The organism is Microbacterium sp. MTN4-26 (assembly GCF_042846595.1).
In the GTDB taxonomy this organism is placed as follows: Bacteria; Actinomycetota; Actinomycetes; order Actinomycetales; family Microbacteriaceae; genus Microbacterium; species Microbacterium luteum.
Genome location: NZ_BTGO01000003.1, coordinates 102,202 through 117,935, shown reverse-complemented (window position 1 = coordinate 117,935; position 15,734 = coordinate 102,202). Strand labels below are relative to the sequence as shown.

General features: G+C 69.1%; 16 protein-coding genes. 10 read left to right on the top strand and 6 right to left on the bottom strand.

Annotated features, from left to right (window positions below):
• Positions 1-66 precede the first annotated feature (66 nt).
• A complete protein-coding gene (locus ACGG9C_RS03430; RefSeq protein ID WP_071042896.1) occupies positions 67-1,398 on the top strand; it encodes a DNA recombination protein RmuC in 1,332 nt (443 codons plus the stop codon).
• Between the two features lies 1 nt (position 1,399).
• Here ACGG9C_RS03430 and ACGG9C_RS03425 read toward each other — a convergent pair whose 3' ends face one another.
• Positions 1,400-1,606 carry a UDP-N-acetylmuramyl pentapeptide phosphotransferase gene (locus ACGG9C_RS03425; protein WP_071042895.1) on the bottom strand — a complete coding sequence of 69 codons (207 nt, stop codon included), beginning with the start codon at positions 1,604-1,606 and terminating at the stop codon, positions 1,400-1,402.
• A 138-nt stretch (positions 1,607-1,744) separates the two neighbouring features.
• Positions 1,745-2,734 carry a class II fructose-bisphosphatase gene (gene glpX / locus ACGG9C_RS03420; protein ID WP_071042894.1) on the bottom strand — a complete coding sequence of 330 codons (990 nt, stop codon included), beginning with the start codon at positions 2,732-2,734 and terminating at the stop codon, positions 1,745-1,747.
• A gap of 203 nt (positions 2,735-2,937) precedes the next feature.
• Between glpX and fbaA the strand changes: the two genes are divergently transcribed.
• A complete protein-coding gene (fbaA, locus tag ACGG9C_RS03415) occupies positions 2,938-3,969 on the top strand; it encodes a class II fructose-bisphosphate aldolase (protein WP_071042893.1) in 1,032 nt (343 codons plus the stop codon).
• 247 nt (positions 3,970-4,216) lie between these two features.
• On the opposite strand, the gene ACGG9C_RS03410 is transcribed toward fbaA, so the two are convergent.
• Complete coding sequence (locus tag ACGG9C_RS03410) at positions 4,217-4,804, bottom strand: DUF6264 family protein (RefSeq protein ID WP_194384961.1); 588 nt, start codon at positions 4,802-4,804, stop codon at positions 4,217-4,219.
• Positions 4,801-5,823, bottom strand: coding sequence for a 4-hydroxy-3-methylbut-2-enyl diphosphate reductase (locus tag ACGG9C_RS03405; RefSeq protein WP_075807072.1), 1,023 nt, complete (start codon positions 5,821-5,823; stop codon positions 4,801-4,803). Before ACGG9C_RS03405 ends, ACGG9C_RS03410 begins: the two co-directional genes overlap by 4 nt.
• Before the next feature lie 103 nt (positions 5,824-5,926).
• Here ACGG9C_RS03405 and xseA point away from each other — a divergent pair, with 103 nt between their 5' ends.
• Genes xseA through ACGG9C_RS03370 form a run of 7 tightly spaced genes read left to right on the top strand, consistent with a single transcriptional unit; the run spans position 5,927 to position 12,398 of the window.
• A complete protein-coding gene (gene xseA, locus ACGG9C_RS03400; protein WP_071042889.1) occupies positions 5,927-7,255 on the top strand; it encodes an exodeoxyribonuclease VII large subunit in 1,329 nt (442 codons plus the stop codon).
• Positions 7,252-7,503, top strand: a complete 252-nt coding sequence (locus ACGG9C_RS03395; RefSeq protein WP_071042888.1) for an exodeoxyribonuclease VII small subunit — start codon at positions 7,252-7,254, stop codon at positions 7,501-7,503. Before xseA ends, ACGG9C_RS03395 begins: the two co-directional genes overlap by 4 nt.
• Positions 7,503-8,141, top strand: a complete 639-nt coding sequence (locus ACGG9C_RS03390) for a DUF4245 family protein (RefSeq protein WP_194384960.1) — start codon at positions 7,503-7,505, stop codon at positions 8,139-8,141. The genes ACGG9C_RS03395 and ACGG9C_RS03390 overlap by 1 nt, the downstream gene beginning before the upstream one ends.
• Before the next feature lie 32 nt (positions 8,142-8,173).
• Positions 8,174-8,773: a carbonic anhydrase gene (locus ACGG9C_RS03385; protein WP_083336368.1), complete on the top strand. Its 600-nt coding sequence runs from the start codon at positions 8,174-8,176 to the stop codon at positions 8,771-8,773.
• Between the two features lie 30 nt (positions 8,774-8,803).
• The gene (locus ACGG9C_RS03380) at positions 8,804-10,198 is read left to right on the top strand and encodes an aspartate ammonia-lyase (protein WP_194384959.1); all 1,395 of its coding nucleotides are present in this window, start codon (positions 8,804-8,806) and stop codon (positions 10,196-10,198) included.
• A 38-nt stretch (positions 10,199-10,236) separates the two neighbouring features.
• Positions 10,237-11,745, top strand: coding sequence for a HAMP domain-containing sensor histidine kinase (locus ACGG9C_RS03375; RefSeq protein WP_071042884.1), 1,509 nt, complete (start codon positions 10,237-10,239; stop codon positions 11,743-11,745).
• The gene (locus ACGG9C_RS03370) at positions 11,742-12,398 is read left to right on the top strand and encodes a response regulator transcription factor (protein ID WP_071042883.1); all 657 of its coding nucleotides are present in this window, start codon (positions 11,742-11,744) and stop codon (positions 12,396-12,398) included. Before ACGG9C_RS03375 ends, ACGG9C_RS03370 begins: the two co-directional genes overlap by 4 nt.
• A 140-nt stretch (positions 12,399-12,538) precedes the next feature.
• Here ACGG9C_RS03370 and ACGG9C_RS03365 read toward each other — a convergent pair whose 3' ends face one another.
• Together ACGG9C_RS03365 and ACGG9C_RS03360 are read right to left on the bottom strand one after the other, a co-directional pair.
• Positions 12,539-13,894: a PhoH family protein gene (locus ACGG9C_RS03365; protein WP_071042882.1), complete on the bottom strand. Its 1,356-nt coding sequence runs from the start codon at positions 13,892-13,894 to the stop codon at positions 12,539-12,541.
• Positions 13,895-14,121: 227 nt separating this feature from the next.
• The gene (locus ACGG9C_RS03360; RefSeq protein ID WP_194385469.1) at positions 14,122-14,892 is read right to left on the bottom strand and encodes an isoprenyl transferase; all 771 of its coding nucleotides are present in this window, start codon (positions 14,890-14,892) and stop codon (positions 14,122-14,124) included.
• Positions 14,893-15,032: 140 nt separating this feature from the next.
• Here ACGG9C_RS03360 and ACGG9C_RS03355 point away from each other — a divergent pair, with 140 nt between their 5' ends.
• Positions 15,033-15,725 carry a hemolysin III family protein gene (locus tag ACGG9C_RS03355; protein ID WP_083336367.1) on the top strand — a complete coding sequence of 231 codons (693 nt, stop codon included), beginning with the start codon at positions 15,033-15,035 and terminating at the stop codon, positions 15,723-15,725.
• Positions 15,726-15,734: the final 9 nt, after the last annotated feature.

Here is a 15,734-nt window from a genome sequence, read left to right as displayed (position 1 = left end):
CGCCGCTTCAACGCGCCGGCGCGTGCCGAGAGAGGCGGTGTCGGAGGTCTGCGAGAGAGTGTCGGCATGGACACGATGCTCCTTCCCCTCCTCGCCGTCGCGGCACTGTTCGCGGGCCTTCTGGCCGGCTGGGCCGCCGGCGGGGCGCGAGCCGCGACGCGTTCGCACACGCAGATCGCCGACCTGCGCGCCCAGGTCGCCGCCGCGAACGCCGCGCGGCAGGGGGTGCAGGCGCAACTCGATCACCAGCAGCTGCTGTATCGGGAGCTGGCGTCCCAGGCGCGATCCGACCTCGCGGCGCGCGACGATCGCGAGCGCCGAGAGCAGGCGATTCTCCGCGCCCTTTCGCCGGTGCACGAGACTCTGCAGACCATGCAGGGCAAGGTCGATGAGCTGGAACGGGACCGGCACCACCAGTTCGGCGCTCTCGCCGAGCAGCTGCGACGGTCGCACGAATCCGACGAGCAGTTGCGAGCGACCACGGAGGCGCTCGCGGGCGCACTGCGTTCGGGGAGCACCCGCGGCGTCTGGGGAGAGACGCAGCTGCGACGCGTCGTCGAGGCAGCCGGGCTCACGCGATACGTCGACTTCGACCTGCAGGCATCCGTGCACTCCGATGCCGGCGCCGGCCGACCCGATATGGTCGTGCGCCTGCCCGGCGAGAAGGCGATCGCCATCGACGCGAAGGTCCCCCTGGATGCCTACCTCGAGGCGAGCGCGATTCCGTTCACCGCCACCGGAGACGACGCTGCGCGCCGCGAGAGCCTCCTCCGCAAGCACGTGAAGGCGGTTCGCTCGCACGTCGACGCTCTCGCGAAGAAACAGTACTGGGCGGGATTGTCGGCCAGTCCCGAGTTCGTCGTGTGCTTCATCCCGAGCGAAGCGCTGCTCGCCGCGGCGCTGGAAGCCGATCCGAGCCTGCTCGAGTACGCGTTCGGTCGACGCGTCGCCCTGGCTTCCCCGGTCAACCTCTGGGCGGTGCTCAAGACGGTCGCCTTCACGTGGACCCAGCAGAACGTCTCCGAAGAGGCGCGCACCCTGTTCGATCTCGGCAACGAGCTGTACGCGCGACTTTCGACGCTGTCCGGGCACGCAGACGATCTCCGTCGCGCGATCGAGCGGACGATCGACAGCTACAACGGCCTCATCGGGTCCCTCGAGTCACGCGTCCTGGTGACGGCCCGTCGATTCCCCGGCATCGATGAGACGAAGCTGGACTCCGCGACGGCGCCCGCGCCGATCGAGAGCAGCCCGCGACGAGTCGTCGCCCCCGAGCTGCTTCCCGCTCAGGGCGCAGACATCGGAGCGCTTCGATTCCGGCTCGATACGCCCACAGCGGATGGTGACGCGTCCGGGGCCTCTGCGCAGTCGTCGCGCGACGAGGAGAGCGCGCGTTAGCTCAGGCGCCGCCGGGCACGAAGCTGAGCAGCACGATCACCGCCGCCGAGACACCGACGAAGGCACCGATCATCCACCACGCCGACGGCTGCTGACCCTCTTCGCGTCGCACCCGGAAGAGCACATCCGGTCGACGGGCGGGATCGGTCGCGTCGGCGACGACGGCCTGCGCGCCGGTCTGCGTGGTGGTTCCGCTGGTGGCGGACATCGAGTTCTCCCTCGCTGGGTTGAAGGTTCGGCGTCTCCTCTGACGGACGCCCCCAGTCTCCCACAGCGATGCTGAGAGCCTTGTCACATACCCATCACGATCTCGCCGCCCGTCCGGCCGTCTCGGCCGAGAGCCGGCTCACAGCCACTTCGAGGTGAGATGCTCCGACGAGATACGGCGCAGGGTGCCCGAGGCGCCACGCAGCACGACGCTCTCGGTGTAGACGTAGCCGCCCTCTCGGCGAACGCCCGCCACGAGCTGGCCGTCGGTCACACCCGTCGCGACGAAGATCGTGTTCTTTCCCTTGACCATCTCGTCGGCTTCGTACACGTGGTCGCCGAACTGCAGACCGGCATCGATGCCCTTCTGCTTCTCGTCGTCGTCGCGCGGCCACAGCCGGCCCTGGATGTGCCCGCCCAGGGCCTTGATGGCACACGCGGTGACGATGCCCTCGGGGCTGCCGCCGACACCCACACACATGTCCGTGCGCGCGTTGTGACGGGCGGCGTTGATGCCGCCGGCGACGTCGCCGTCGCTCATGAGACGCGTTCCCGCCCCCGCCTCGCGGATCTCGTCGATGAGCTTCTCGTGACGAGGTCGGTGGAGCACCGAGACGACCATCTCCTCGACGGGCTTGCCGAGCGCGCCCGCGAGGAGGCGGATGTTCTCGCCGATGGGAAGCCGGATGTCGACCACTCCGACGCCGGCGGGGCCGGTCACGAGCTTGTCCATGTAGAACACGCTCGACGCGTCGAGCATCGAGCCGCGGTCGGCGACCGCGATGACGGAGAGGGCGTTGTTGCGCCCGGCGGCCGTCAGCGATGTGCCGTCGATCGGGTCGACAGCCACGTCGCACTGCGGACCACGACCGTTTCCGACGCGCTCGCCGTTGAACAGCATCGGCGCGTTGTCCTTCTCGCCCTCGCCGATGACGATCGTGCCATCGAAGTTGACGGTGGTCAGGAACGCCCGCATCGCATCCACGGCCGCGCCGTCGGCCGCTTCTTTGGCGCCGCGGCCGATGAACGGCACCGCGCGGATCGACGCCGCCTCCGTTGCGCGCACGAGCTCGAGAGCCAGGTTCCGGTCGGGGTGCAGGGGGCTCATATCGCCGGTAAGACTCACCATGGGTCGACTCTATCCAGCGTGCTCCTGAAGATCGCGGGAAATCACGAGGGGCAACGGCGAAGGAATGACAGTTCTTTCGCAGTGGCGCAATTCGCGCATCCCATCGCGTGGGACCGGGCGAGCTTGACGCCCGGAGCCGGCCTCCGACGGCCTCGACCGGATCGATACACTCGAAGTGTCGACCCCGTCACGAAGGAGCACCCATGCCCGTCGCCACTCCCGATCAGTACGCCGACATGCTGGACCGCGCGAAGGCGGGCGGATTCGCGTACCCCGCGATCAACGTCTCCAGCTCGCAGACCATCAACGCCGTGCTGCAGGGTCTCACCGAGGCCGGTTCGGACGGCATCCTGCAGGTGACCACGGGTGGAGCTGACTACTTCGCCGGTCACACGGTGAAGAACCGCGCCGCCGGCGCACTCGCGTTCGCCCGGTACGTGACCGAGGTCGCCAAGAGCTACCCGATCACCGTGGCCCTCCACACCGACCACTGCCCGAAGGATGCCCTGCCGACCTTCGTCCTGCCGCTGCTGGAGGCTTCCGAGGAGCAGGTGAAGGCCGGTGGCGAGCCGATCTTCCAGTCGCACATGTGGGACGGCTCGGCGGTGCCGCTGGACGAGAACATCGAGATCGCCGCAGACCTGCTCCCCCGCATGAAGAACATCAACTCGATCCTCGAGGTCGAGATCGGCGTCGTCGGCGGCGAGGAGGACGGCGTGAAGCACGAGGGCTCCAACGAGGCGCTCTACACGACCGTCGCGGACGTCACGAAGGCCGTCGAGACCCTCGGCCTCGGCGAGAAGGGCCGCTACATCTCGGCGCTCACCTTCGGCAACGTGCACGGTGTGTACAAGCCGGGCAACGTCAAGCTCCGCCCCGAACTCCTCGGCGAGATCCAGGAAGGGATCGCCGCGACCTTCGGTACCGACGCCAAGCCGCTGGACCTCGTCTTCCATGGCGGCAGCGGCTCGACCGACGAGGAGATCGCCCTCGCAGTCGCCAACGGAGTCGTGAAGATGAACATCGACACCGACACGCAGTACGCGTTCACGCGCGCCGTCGCCGGCTACATGCTCTCCAACTACGAGGGCGTGCTGAAGGTCGACGGCGAGGTCGGCAACAAGAAGCAGTACGACCCGCGCGCCTGGGGCAAGGTCGCCGAGACAGCGATGGCGGCACGCGTCGTCGCCGCGACGCAGCAGCTGGGCTCGCACGGCAAGAGCCTCGGAGCCTGACGCCGCTCCACGAATGGCCCCGTCACCTTCGGGTGGCGGGGCCATTCGCCTTCGTCTCGTCGGCCTCGGCGTGCACGAAGTCAGGCTCAGCGGGCGTTAGGAGGCCCTGGGCGCCACCGATCCCGCACTCAGCCTGAGTTGGTGCCCGCCGCAGGGAGGACGCCTGCAGGAGGGAGGACGCCTGCAGGAGGGAGGACACCGGCGGGAGGCAGGAAACCTGCGGCGCGTGGCGAGAGCCGAGGGTGAATCAGCTGCTCGCGCCGGAAACGAGCACGTCCCACACGCCCGGGTCCAGGAACAGCGGCACGGTGAGCAGGATGCCGCTGGCGAAGGAGAAGACGAGGGCGCCGACGAGCGGGATCCACCAGCTGATCCGCCCGCGCCGCATGCTCATCCACGACACCACGGCGGTCAGCAACCACCCGAGGCCGAGAACGACCGCGGCGGCGAATCCCCACGCGCGCGCCCCCTCCGGGTCGCTGAGGGTCGCCTGCAGCCCCATCATCTCGAAGAGGCTCGCCGCGTACGCGCTGTAGTCGGTGAACAGCGGGATGCTGGTGAAGACGTTGAAGAGCCCGTACACGAGCAGGCCGATCGTGATGACGCGATCAGCCACCCGTCGCCGCCGCGTCAGGTCCGTCTCGGCGGTGTCATCCGCGAGCGGGGCCGCCTCCGCCGGACTGTGCTGCTGCGCGGGGTTCTGGTCCAGCTGCTGCCCGCTCTCGAGCGCCCACGTGGCATCGGGCTGCTGGATACGACGACGCTGCTCCTCGGTGCTCGCGTACTCGCCGTACTGGGGACGAGGGCGCGCGCCCTCCGTGTTCGGCTCGCTCATGCTCCGGATCCCGTCGTCGCCCGCCCGCCGCGTCGGGCGGAGTCGTCGCCGCGCAGTTCCTTCGGCAGCGAGAAGATCAGATCCTCCTCCGCGGTGCGCACTTCTTCGACGTCGCGGTAGCCGGCATGGGCGAGATCTTCGAGCACCTGCGCGACGAGCACCTCGGGCACGGATGCGCCGCTGGTCACACCGACGGTCTCGACGCCTTCCAGCCACTCCTGTCGCACTTCGTCGGCGTAGTCCACCCGGTATGCGGCCTTCGCCCCGTATTCCAGGGCGACCTCCACCAGGCGCACCGAGTTGGACGAGTTCGCCGATCCCACGACGATCACGAGGTCGGCGCCGACCGCGACCTTCTTGATCGCGACCTGCCGGTTCTGCGTCGCGTAGCAGATGTCATCCGACGGGGGGTCCTGCAGCTGCGGAAACCGCTCACGCAGCCGGCGGACCGTCTCCATCGTCTCGTCGACCGACAACGTCGTCTGCGACAACCACACCACCTTCGTCGGGTCCTTGACCTCGACCGTCGTGGCGGCCTCCGGCGAATTCACCACCGTGACGTGGTCGGGCGCCTCGCCGGCTGTGCCCTCGACCTCTTCGTGGCCGTCATGGCCGATCAAGAGGATCTCATAGTCGTCGCGAGCGAACCGCACCGCCTCGCGGTGCACCTTGGTCACCAGCGGACACGTGGCGTCGATGGCCTGGAGCCCGCGGGCGTCGGCGGACGAGACGACCGCCGGGGAGACACCGTGGGCACTGAAGACCACGTGTGCGCCCTCGGGAACCTCGTCGACCTCGTCGACGAAGACCGCACCCCGCCGCTCCAGCTCGCTCACGACGTGCCGGTTGTGCACGATCTGCTTGCGCACGTAGACGGGGGCGCCGTACCGGTCGAGGGCCTTCTCGACAGCCACGACCGCACGATCCACACCCGCGCAGTATCCACGGGGAGCGGCCAGGAGCACACGTTTGTGTCCGACGACGGGGATATCCTGGAGCCGGTCTCGCCGTCCCGGCACACGGGGAGCCGGCAGGCTGACGGACACTGCGGGCGCGGTCGTGGTCACCCCTCAAGTCTACGGTTGCGGCCTGAACAGGTGCTCAGCACCCAGAAAGGACCCGATGACCTCCTTCGCGGCCGAATCGATGCCGGGACAGGCGCCCCCGCCCGACTCGGTCGCGCCGCGGGATTCTTCTCCCACCACACCGACCTCGGTCGGTCGCCTCAACGACACCATCCGCGGGTTCATCGAGCGGTGGGGGTCGGTCTGGGTCGAAGGCGAGATCACCAGCTGGAACGTGCGCGGCGGCAACGTCTTCGGGCGCATCAAGGACCTCGCGACCGACTCGACCGTCTCGGTACGACTGTGGTCCTCGACCCGGCAGCGGATGCGGGGGGATTTCTCCGTGGGCGATCACGTGGTCGCGTGCGTCAAGGCGGACTACTTCCCCCGGTCCGGCGACTTCAGCTTCGCCGTGTCCTCCCTGCGACAGGTGGGTCTCGGCGAGCAGCTCGAGAGGATCGAGAAGCTCCGAGCCCAGCTTCGCGCCGAGGGGCTGTTCGACCCGGAGCGGAAGAAGCCGCTCCCCTTCCTCCCGCACGTCATCGGACTCATCACGGGCGAACGGTCCGACGCGGAGAAGGACGTGCACCGCAACGCCGAGCTGCGATGGCCGCAGGTGAGGTTCCGCACCCGCCATGCCGCCGTGCAGGGCGACCGGTGCGTGCCCGAGACGATCGCCGCCCTGCGCACTCTCGACGCGGACCCCGACGTCGACGTGATCATCATCGCCCGCGGCGGCGGAGATCCGCAGACGCTCCTCGGATTCAGCGACGAACGCCTGCTGCGTGCCGTCGCAGCGGCGGCGACGCCGATCGTGAGCGCGATCGGCCACGAGAACGATCGCCCGCTCCTGGACGACGTCGCCGACCTTCGCGCATCCACACCGACGGATGCGGCCAAGCGCGTCGTGCCGGACGTCGCGGAGCAGCGAGCTCTCGTGACCCACCTGCGCGCGCGGCTGACCGGCCGACTCACCCAGCGGGTCTCGCACGACATCAGCCAGCTCGAACATCTGCGTTCGCGCCCCGTGCTCCGCACACCGCAGACGATGCTCGAGTCCCGGTCGCACCACCTCTGGGTGGAGGTGGCGCGCGGTCGCGAGATCGTCGAACGACTCCTGGATGCGCAGCACCGCCGCGCCGCGGAGCTGCGCGCCTCGCTCCGGGCCCTCTCCCCGGCGTCCACGCTCGCCCGCGGGTACGCGATCGCCCATCTCGACAGCGGTGAGATCGTCCGCGACGCGGCCCAGGCACCCGCGGGCAGTCCGGTGGTTGTGACCGTCGGCCGAGGAGCCTTCGCGGCACGATCCGACGGCGAGATCACGGGCGGGCACCCCGCCGATGCCGCGACGAGTGACGAACGGACGACACCTAGGATGGAACCATGACCGAGACGAGCGCACCCGGCACGGATGTCGAGGGGCTCTCCTTCGAAGACGCGCGCGACGAACTCGTGCGGGTCGTCGCCCAACTCGAGCAGGGCGCTCCGACCCTGGAGGAGTCGCTGCAGCTGTGGGAGCGCGGGGAAGCCCTCGCCGACCGGTGCGAGCAGTGGCTGCTGGGGGCCAAGCGTCGCCTCGACGAGGCCCGCTCCCGTTCGGAAGACGCCGACGCTCCCTCCGGCGCCACCGCGTGATGGCCAAGCAGCCCCGCGTCGTCGCCGAGCTCGGGCGCCCGGAGACCCCTGATGAGACCGCCGCGCGCAAGGCGGCGTCATCCGCCGCCTACCGGTCGAGCAAGACCGTCCGCAACCTCGTCGTCGCCCTGCTCGTCACGCTCGGCATCGTGGCCGTGATCATCCTCGCCGTGCCGCGTGGACAGCTGCCGGCGACCGAGATCGACGTGGCCGAGACCGCCGCCACCATCGAATCGGGCGGAGACGACGACCTGATCGTGCCGGAGCTGCCCGAAACCTGGCGAGTGAACAGCGCCGTCGTCGAGAGCGACGACACCGTCCGCGCATGGACCATCGTGTACGTTCCGGAATCGGCGCAGGGTTACGTCCGCATCGAGCAGGGATTCGACGCGGACGCCGCCTGGGCCTCCCGCGTCCTCCGCGGCGCCGAGATCGAAGACACCGTCACCATCGACGGCATCACCTGGGATCGCTACGACGTCGGCACCTCCGGCGAAGAGGGCAACATCACCCAGGGGCTGGCGGTGGCCGCCGGTGCCGACACCGTCCTCATCTACGGCGACACCGACGAGGCGAGCCTCACGCAGGCCGCCGAGAGCGTCGCCGACCAGATCCGCGAGCTGCAGGAGGCATCGTGAGCGCACCCACCCCCGCCCAGGCCTGGACCGACATGGCGACCGGCAACGGCCGGTTCGTCGCGGGCGAGCCGCAGCATCCGCGGCAGGATGTCGAGCGTCGTCACGAGCTCGCCGCGGCACAGAAGCCGGTCGCGGCGCTGTTCGGATGCTCGGACTCCCGCCTGTCCGCGGAGATCATCTTCGACCAGGGCCTCGGCGATCTCTTCGTCGTGCGAAACGCCGGCCAGGTGATCTCGGACTCGGTCGTGGGGAGCCTGGAATACGCCGTCGCGGTGCTCGAGGTGCCGCTGATCGTCGTGCTCGGCCACGACGCGTGCGGCGCCGTCAGGGCGGCCATGGACAGCACCGCCGCCGACGCGGCACCCCTGCCCCCGCGCATCTGGCGACAGGTCGCGCCGATCGTTCCCGCGGCGCGTCGTCTCCAGCAGCAGCATCCGGGCGAGCCGCTCAACCCCGAAGAGGTCGGTCGCGAACATCTCCGCGACACGGTCGGCGAGCTGCTGCACTCGAGCGAGCTGATCAGCGACGCCGTCGCCGCCGGGCGCCTGGCGATCGTCGGGGCGAACTACCGCTTGTCCGAGGGCACCGCCGTGCCCGACATCACCGTGGGCGTCGTCGACGCCGACGCCTGAACGACTCTGAGAAACGGGAGGAACGACGACGTGACCGACACCGAGTACCGCATCGAGCACGACACCATGGGCGAGGTGCGCGTGCCCAAGAATGCGCTCTACGCCGCGCAGACCCAGCGCGCCGTGGAGAACTTTCCGATCTCGGGCGACCCGCTCGACCCGGCGCAGATCGTCGCCCTGGCGCGCATCAAGAAGGCCGCGGCGCTGGCCAACAAGGAGCTCGGCACACTCGACGGTGCGATCGCCGATGCGATCGCGGGTGCCGCCGACGAGGTCATCGCGGGGTCGCACGCCGACCAGTTCCCGATCGACGTGTACCAGACCGGCAGCGGCACCAGCTCGAACATGAACATGAACGAGGTGCTCGCCACGCTCGCGACGCGCGCGCTCGGCTCCCCCGTTCACCCGAACGACCACGTCAACGCCTCGCAGTCCTCCAACGACGTGTTCCCCACCTCGGTGCACATCGCCGCGACGCAGGAGATCATCGACGACCTCATCCCGGGACTCGATCACCTCGCGGTGGCCCTCGAGGCCAAGGCCGAGCAGTGGAAGGACGTCGTGAAGTCGGGTCGGACGCACCTGATGGATGCGACGCCGGTCACCCTCGGTCAGGAGTTCGGCGGCTATGCGCGCCAGATCCGCCTCGGCATCGAGCGGGTGCAGGCGGTCATCCCCCGCGTGGCCGAGGTGCCGCTGGGCGGCACCGCGACCGGCACCGGCATCAACACCCCGCTGGGCTTTCCGCAGAAAGTCCTCGAACTCATCGTGGCCGACACCGAACTGCCGATCACCGAGGCCAAGGATCACTTCGAAGCGCAGGGCGCGCGCGACGCCCTCGTCGAGGCATCGGGTGCGCTTCGCACCGTGGCCGTGTCGCTGACCAAGATCAACAACGATCTGCGGTGGATGGGATCCGGACCCAACACCGGTCTCGGGGAACTGCACATCCCCGACCTGCAGCCGGGATCATCGATCATGCCCGGCAAGGTCAACCCCGTGATCCCCGAGGCGACGCTCATGGTCTGCGCACGGGTGATCGGGAACGACGCCACCATCGCGTGGGCCGGCGGCACCGGCTCGTTCGAGCTCAACGTCGCCATCCCGGTCATGGGGACGGCTCTTCTCGAGTCGATCTCGCTCCTGGCCAACGTCAGCCGCGTCCTCGCGGACAAGACCATCGACGGCCTCGAGGCCAACATCGAGCGGGCCGCCGCCTTCGCGGGCATGTCGCCGTCGATCGTCACACCCCTGAACAAGATCATCGGCTACGAAGCGGCGGCGAAGATCGCCAAGCACTCCGTCGCCGAAGGGATCACCGTGCGGGAGGCCGTCATCTCGCTGGGCTACGTCGACCGCGGTGAGATCACGCTGGAGCAGCTCGACGAGAAGCTCGACCTGCTCTCGATGACGCATCCGGGCTGATCGTGACCGCCGGCACCCCTCGGCGCGATAATCGAGGGATGTCGTCCCTGCCACGCCCCCTGTCGGCGAGAGCGCGCATCCTCGGCGCGATCGTCGCCGTCGCCGCGGTGGGGCTGATCGTCGTCGGCAGCGTCACGTTCCTCGCGCAGCGGGAACGCACGCTGACCACCGTCGACGAGCGCTTGCGCACGCAGGTCGAGCAGCTGCGCACGGTGGCCGTCACCACCGACGAGAGCGCCGGGGCTCCGGCATCCGACGGCGGCGACGACGACCTCGTGCTGGAGGACTTCGCCTCGGTCGAGGAATACCTGCAGACCGCGGTCGCCCGCCTCGTGCCGGCGCGGAACGAGGGCTCCGCCGCGATCGTCGACGGCGAGGTGCAGTATCGCCCCACGACGCTGTCGGGGTTCGACATCGCCGACGACAGCGAACTCGTCGACGCCGTCGTGGCTGCGGTCGACGAATCCGACCGCACCGTCCTGGGCACCGTGTCCACGGAGCGCGGCACACTGCGATACATCGCGATCCCCGTCGAGCTCGACGAGGATTCCTCGTCGGGAATCTACGTGCGTGCCGTCAACCTCGACGCCGAGCTGCAGCCCGTGATCGCCTCGATGATCACCTTCGGCGTCGTCGCGCTCGCCGTGGTCGTCGCGATCGGCTTCGTCGCCTGGTTCGTGGCCGGACGGCTGCTCTCCCCCATCCGGCACCTGCGGGATGCCGCCGGCGTCATCACCCTGGCTGACCTGTCACCCCGCCTGAGTCCGCAGGGCAACGACGACATCTCGGACATGACGCGCACCGTCAACGAGATGCTCGATCGCCTCGAAGGCTCGGTCGATGTGCAGCGTCAGCTCCTGGACGATGTGCGGCACGAACTGAAGACGCCGATCACGATCGTGCGCGGGCACCTGGAGGTCATGAACCCGGACGACCGGGACGACGTCGTCGCGACGCGCGACATCGGTATCGCCGAGCTCGACCGCATGACCCGCCTGGTCAGCGACATCGATCTCCTCGCGACCGTCGAAGGCGACGAGCTCGAGATGAAACCCGTCAGCCTCGCGGTCCTCACCGCACGCGTCGGCGAACTCGTCGCCGTCATCCCCGGCCACCACTGGCAGATCGAGCACACGGCGCGGGGGAAGGTCGTCGGCGACAAGGATCGACTCCTGCAGGCGTGGCTGCAGCTCGCCGACAACGCCGCCAAGTACACCCCCGAAGGCACCCCGATCGAGATCGGAAGCACCCTCGAGCCGTCGGGTGCTCGCCTGTGGGTCCGCGATCACGGGCCGGGGATCCCCCGCGCGCAGCGTCACCGCATCTTCCGGCGCTTCGATCGCGCCCACGGATCCCGCGCCGTGGGAGGCTCGGGACTGGGCCTGGCGATCGTCGATGCGATCGCGAAGGGCCACGGGGGTCGATGCGTCGTGACCGACACGTCCGGCGGCGGCGCGACCTTCACGATCCACCTGCCGTCCCCGACCTCCGAGCTGCCTGCCCCCGTGCGCGCCGGAGACGTGCTCCAGAGAGAGGCCTCGTCGTGACCCTGATCCTCATCATCGAAGACGAACCGCGCATCGCCTCGTTCGTGGGGCGCGGCCTGGAATCGGCCGGCTACGCGACGGCCGTCGTCGAAGACGGTGCCGAGGGGCTCGCCCGGGCGCTCGACGACGATGTGGCGCTCGTACTGCTGGACGTCGGCCTGCCGTCCATGGACGGGTTCGAGGTGCTTCGCCGCCTCCGCGGCCACGGCTCGGCGGTTCCGGTCATCATGCTCACGGCGCGCTCGAGCACACGCGACACCGTCGACGGACTCGACGCCGGCGCGAACGACTACGTCCCGAAGCCGTTCACCTTCGACGAGCTCCTCGCACGCATCCGTTCCCGGCTGCGCGAACACGCCGCGCCCGCCGGCACGTCGGTGTCCCACGGCGACGTGACCCTCGACATCCTCGGTCGCCGGGCGACTGTGGGCGGCCGAGAGGTCGAACTGTCGGCGCGAGAGTTCGCGCTCGCCGAGCAATTCCTGCGCAGTCCTGGTCACGTGCTGAGCCGCGAGCAGCTCCTCAGCCGGGTCTGGGGACTCGATTTCGACCCGGGCTCCAACGTCGTCGACGTCTACGTGCGCTACCTCCGCGGCAAGCTCGGCGCCCACCACATCGCCACCGTGCGCGGCGCGGGCTACCGGTGGGAATAGCCACCGGCGCGGAAGAGCCCCCGGCGTCGCGGGGCGCCGGGGGCTGAGGTGCCAGGCGGGGGGGGGACCGTGGCATCTTCCATGCTCCCGCTCTCAGATGAGAGCCGGAGGAAAGGCCGATGAGAGTCCTCTCATGTCCGTCAGGACAGCTCCCCCGCTTCCAGCAGCTCCGTCACGAGCGCAGCGATGGCCGAGCGCTCCGAACGCGTGAGCGTGACGTGTCCGAAGAGGTCGTGGCCCTTCAGCGTCTCGATCACGGACGCGACGCCGTCGTGGCGCCCGACGCGCAGGTTGTCACGCTGCCCGACGTCGTGGGTGAGCACGACGCGGGAGTTCTGCCCGATCCGGCTGAGCACCGTCAGCAGCACATTGCGCTCCAGAGACTGGGCTTCGTCGACGATCACGAACGCATCGTGCAGCGAGCGACCGCGGATGTGGGTCAGCGGCAGCACCTCCAGGAGCCCGCGCTCGACCACCTCGTCGAAGACGTTCGACGAGACGATGGAACCGAGGGTGTCGAAGACGGCCTGACCCCACGGATTCATCTTCTCGCCCTGATCGCCCGGCAGGTAGCCCAGCTCCTGCCCGCCGACGGCGTAGAGCGGCCGGAAGACGATGATCTTCTTCTGCTGCTGACGTTCCAGGACGGACTCCAGGCCCGCGCACAGCGCGAGAGCGGACTTGCCCGTGCCGGCGCGGCCACCGAGCGAGACGATCCCCACGTCGGGATCCATCAGCAGGTCGATCGCGATGCGCTGCTCGGCCGATCGACCGTGCAGGCCGAACATGTCCCGGTCACCGCGCACCAGCCGGTAGGAGCCGTCTCCGGTCACCCTCCCGAGTGCGGAGCCGCGTTCGGAGTGGATGATCAAGCCCGTGTTCACCGGGAGGCCCACGACGTCGTCGCTGACGGCCACTTCGCTCTCGTAGAGGTCGCTGATGTCATCGCCGGAGACGTCGATCGAGGCGATGCCGGTCCACCCGGAGTCGACGGCCTGCTCGGCGAGGTATTCCTCCGAGCTGATGCCGAGCGAGGCGGCCTTCACCCGCATGGGCATGTCTTTGGAGACGACCACCACCTCGGTGCCGTCCTGTGACAGGTGCATCGCCACCGCGAGGATGCGGGAGTCGTTGTCGCCCATCCGCATACCGGACGGGAGCACCGCGGCGTCGGTGTTGTTGAGCTCGACACGCAGCGTGCCTCCCTCACCGATCGGGATCGGGAAATCCAGCCGGCCGTGATCGGTGCGCAGGTCGTCGAGCAGGCGCAGCGCCTGCCGGGCGAAGTAGCCGATCTCGGGATCGTGGCGCTTCCCCTCCAGCTCGGAGATCACCACAACCGGGATGACGACATTGTGCTCGGCGAACCGCGAGATGGCCCGTGGATCGCTCAGCAGAACCGAGGTGTCCAGCACGTAGGTGCGAAGCGCCTGGTCCTGGTCGTCGGGGATCGCCTCCCCCAGACCCGCGGTGCCCTCGTCCTGTCGGCGCTGCATGTGTGGTGCTCGTGCGGTCACAACCCACTCCCCGCTCCGGGTCCGGTACCCGGGAACTCGAGTCGACCGTGGGTCACGAGTCGCGATCCTTCGAGGCCGACTCGACCGGGCGCCTTGCCCGATGCTCTGAAGCTACGACCGCGAACGGCGACACGCCATCCCGACACGCTGTCCGCGCGTTACGCCGGAGTGAATTCCTGGATGCGACGACGTGACGCCGCATCCGTTCAGCTGCCGTAGCGCCGATCGCGCTCTGCGTAGTCGCGCATCGCGCGCAGGAAGTCCACCTCGCGCAGGTCGGGCCCGAGCGCTTCGACGAAGTAGAACTCGCTGTGCGCGGACTGCCACAGCAGGAAGTCGCTGAGACGCTGCTCGCCCGACGTGCGGATGACCAGGTCCGGATCGGGCTGTCCGCCCGTGTAGAGGTGCTCCCCGATCTGCTCCGGAGTGAGGCTCTCCGCGAGATCCTCCAACGAACCGCCGCTGCGGTGGTGGGCGGAGATGAGGCTGCGAACCGCGTCGACGATCTCGCCGCGCCCGCCGTACCCCACGGCGAGGTTCACGTGGAGACCTCGATGCTCCACCGTGCGCGCCTGCGCGTCCGCGAGCACACGAGCGAGGTCCGGAGGCAGATTCTCGGATCGACCCACGTGCTGCACCCGCCAGTCCCGTTCCCGGGAGAGCCCTTCGGCCAGCTCCGCGATGATCTCCACCAGATCGGACAGCTCCTGGGAATCGCGCTTGCGCAGATTGTCGTTGGAGAGCAGGTACAGGGAGACGACCCTCACGCCGATGTCGTCGCACCAGCGCAGGAACTCGCGCATCTTCGCCGCTCCGGCGCGGTGCCCATGGGCGGCGGAGTCGAATCCGAGCTGACGCGCCCACCTCCGGTTGCCGTCGATCATCATCGCGACGTGGTGCGGCACCGTCTCCGGAGTGAGACTGCGGCGCAGCCGGCCGATGTACAGGCGATACAGCGGTCCCCTGCCCTGCTTCATCTGCGTCACCTCCCTAACGTACCGCCGGTCCCGAAGCCGAGACGGTCCGGTGACGCGTGCGCCCGGCGGCATACTCCGACGCGTACGCTCGGATCATGGCCCGCCGAGAGCGCACGATCGTGTCCGACGAGGGCGCGAAGATGCCCGAGCTCCCCCTCCTCGAGGCGACGGCCCTCAGCGCCCAGACGGAGGTGAAGCCCAGCTGGCGCGGGTGGATCCACGCCGGCACCTTCCCCGTCGCGATCGCCGCCGGCATCGTTCTCATCGTGCTCGCGCAGGGAGCACCGGCGAAGTGGTCGTCCGCGGTGTTCATGGCCACGTCGCTGCTGCTGTTCGGCAACTCGGCCCTGTACCACCGCTTCTCGTGGAAGCCGACCATGCGCGCCACGCTCAAGCGCATCGATCACGCCAACATCCTGCTTCTGATCGCCGGCACCTACACGCCGATCGCCGTGCTCGCACTGCCGACGTCGAAGTCCGTGCTGCTGCTGTCCCTCGTGTGGGGAGGGGCGATCCTCGGGATCCTGTTCCGCGTCTTCTGGATCGACGCACCGCGATGGCTGTACGTCGCGCTGTACCTGGTGCTCGGATGGGCCGCGGTGATGTACATCGTCGACCTCTTCGCGGCCAACCCGGCGATGATGATCCTCGTGATCGTCGGCGGCCTCCTGTACACGGGAGGCGCCGTGGTCTACGCGCTCAAGCGCCCCAACCCGTGGCCGGGTCACTTCGGCTTCCACGAGATCTTCCACGTCTGCACCGTGCTGGCGTTCCTGTGCCACTGGACGGCGTGCCTGCTCATCGCCCTGCAGCCCGCCTATCACGCGGGCTGATCTCCCCGC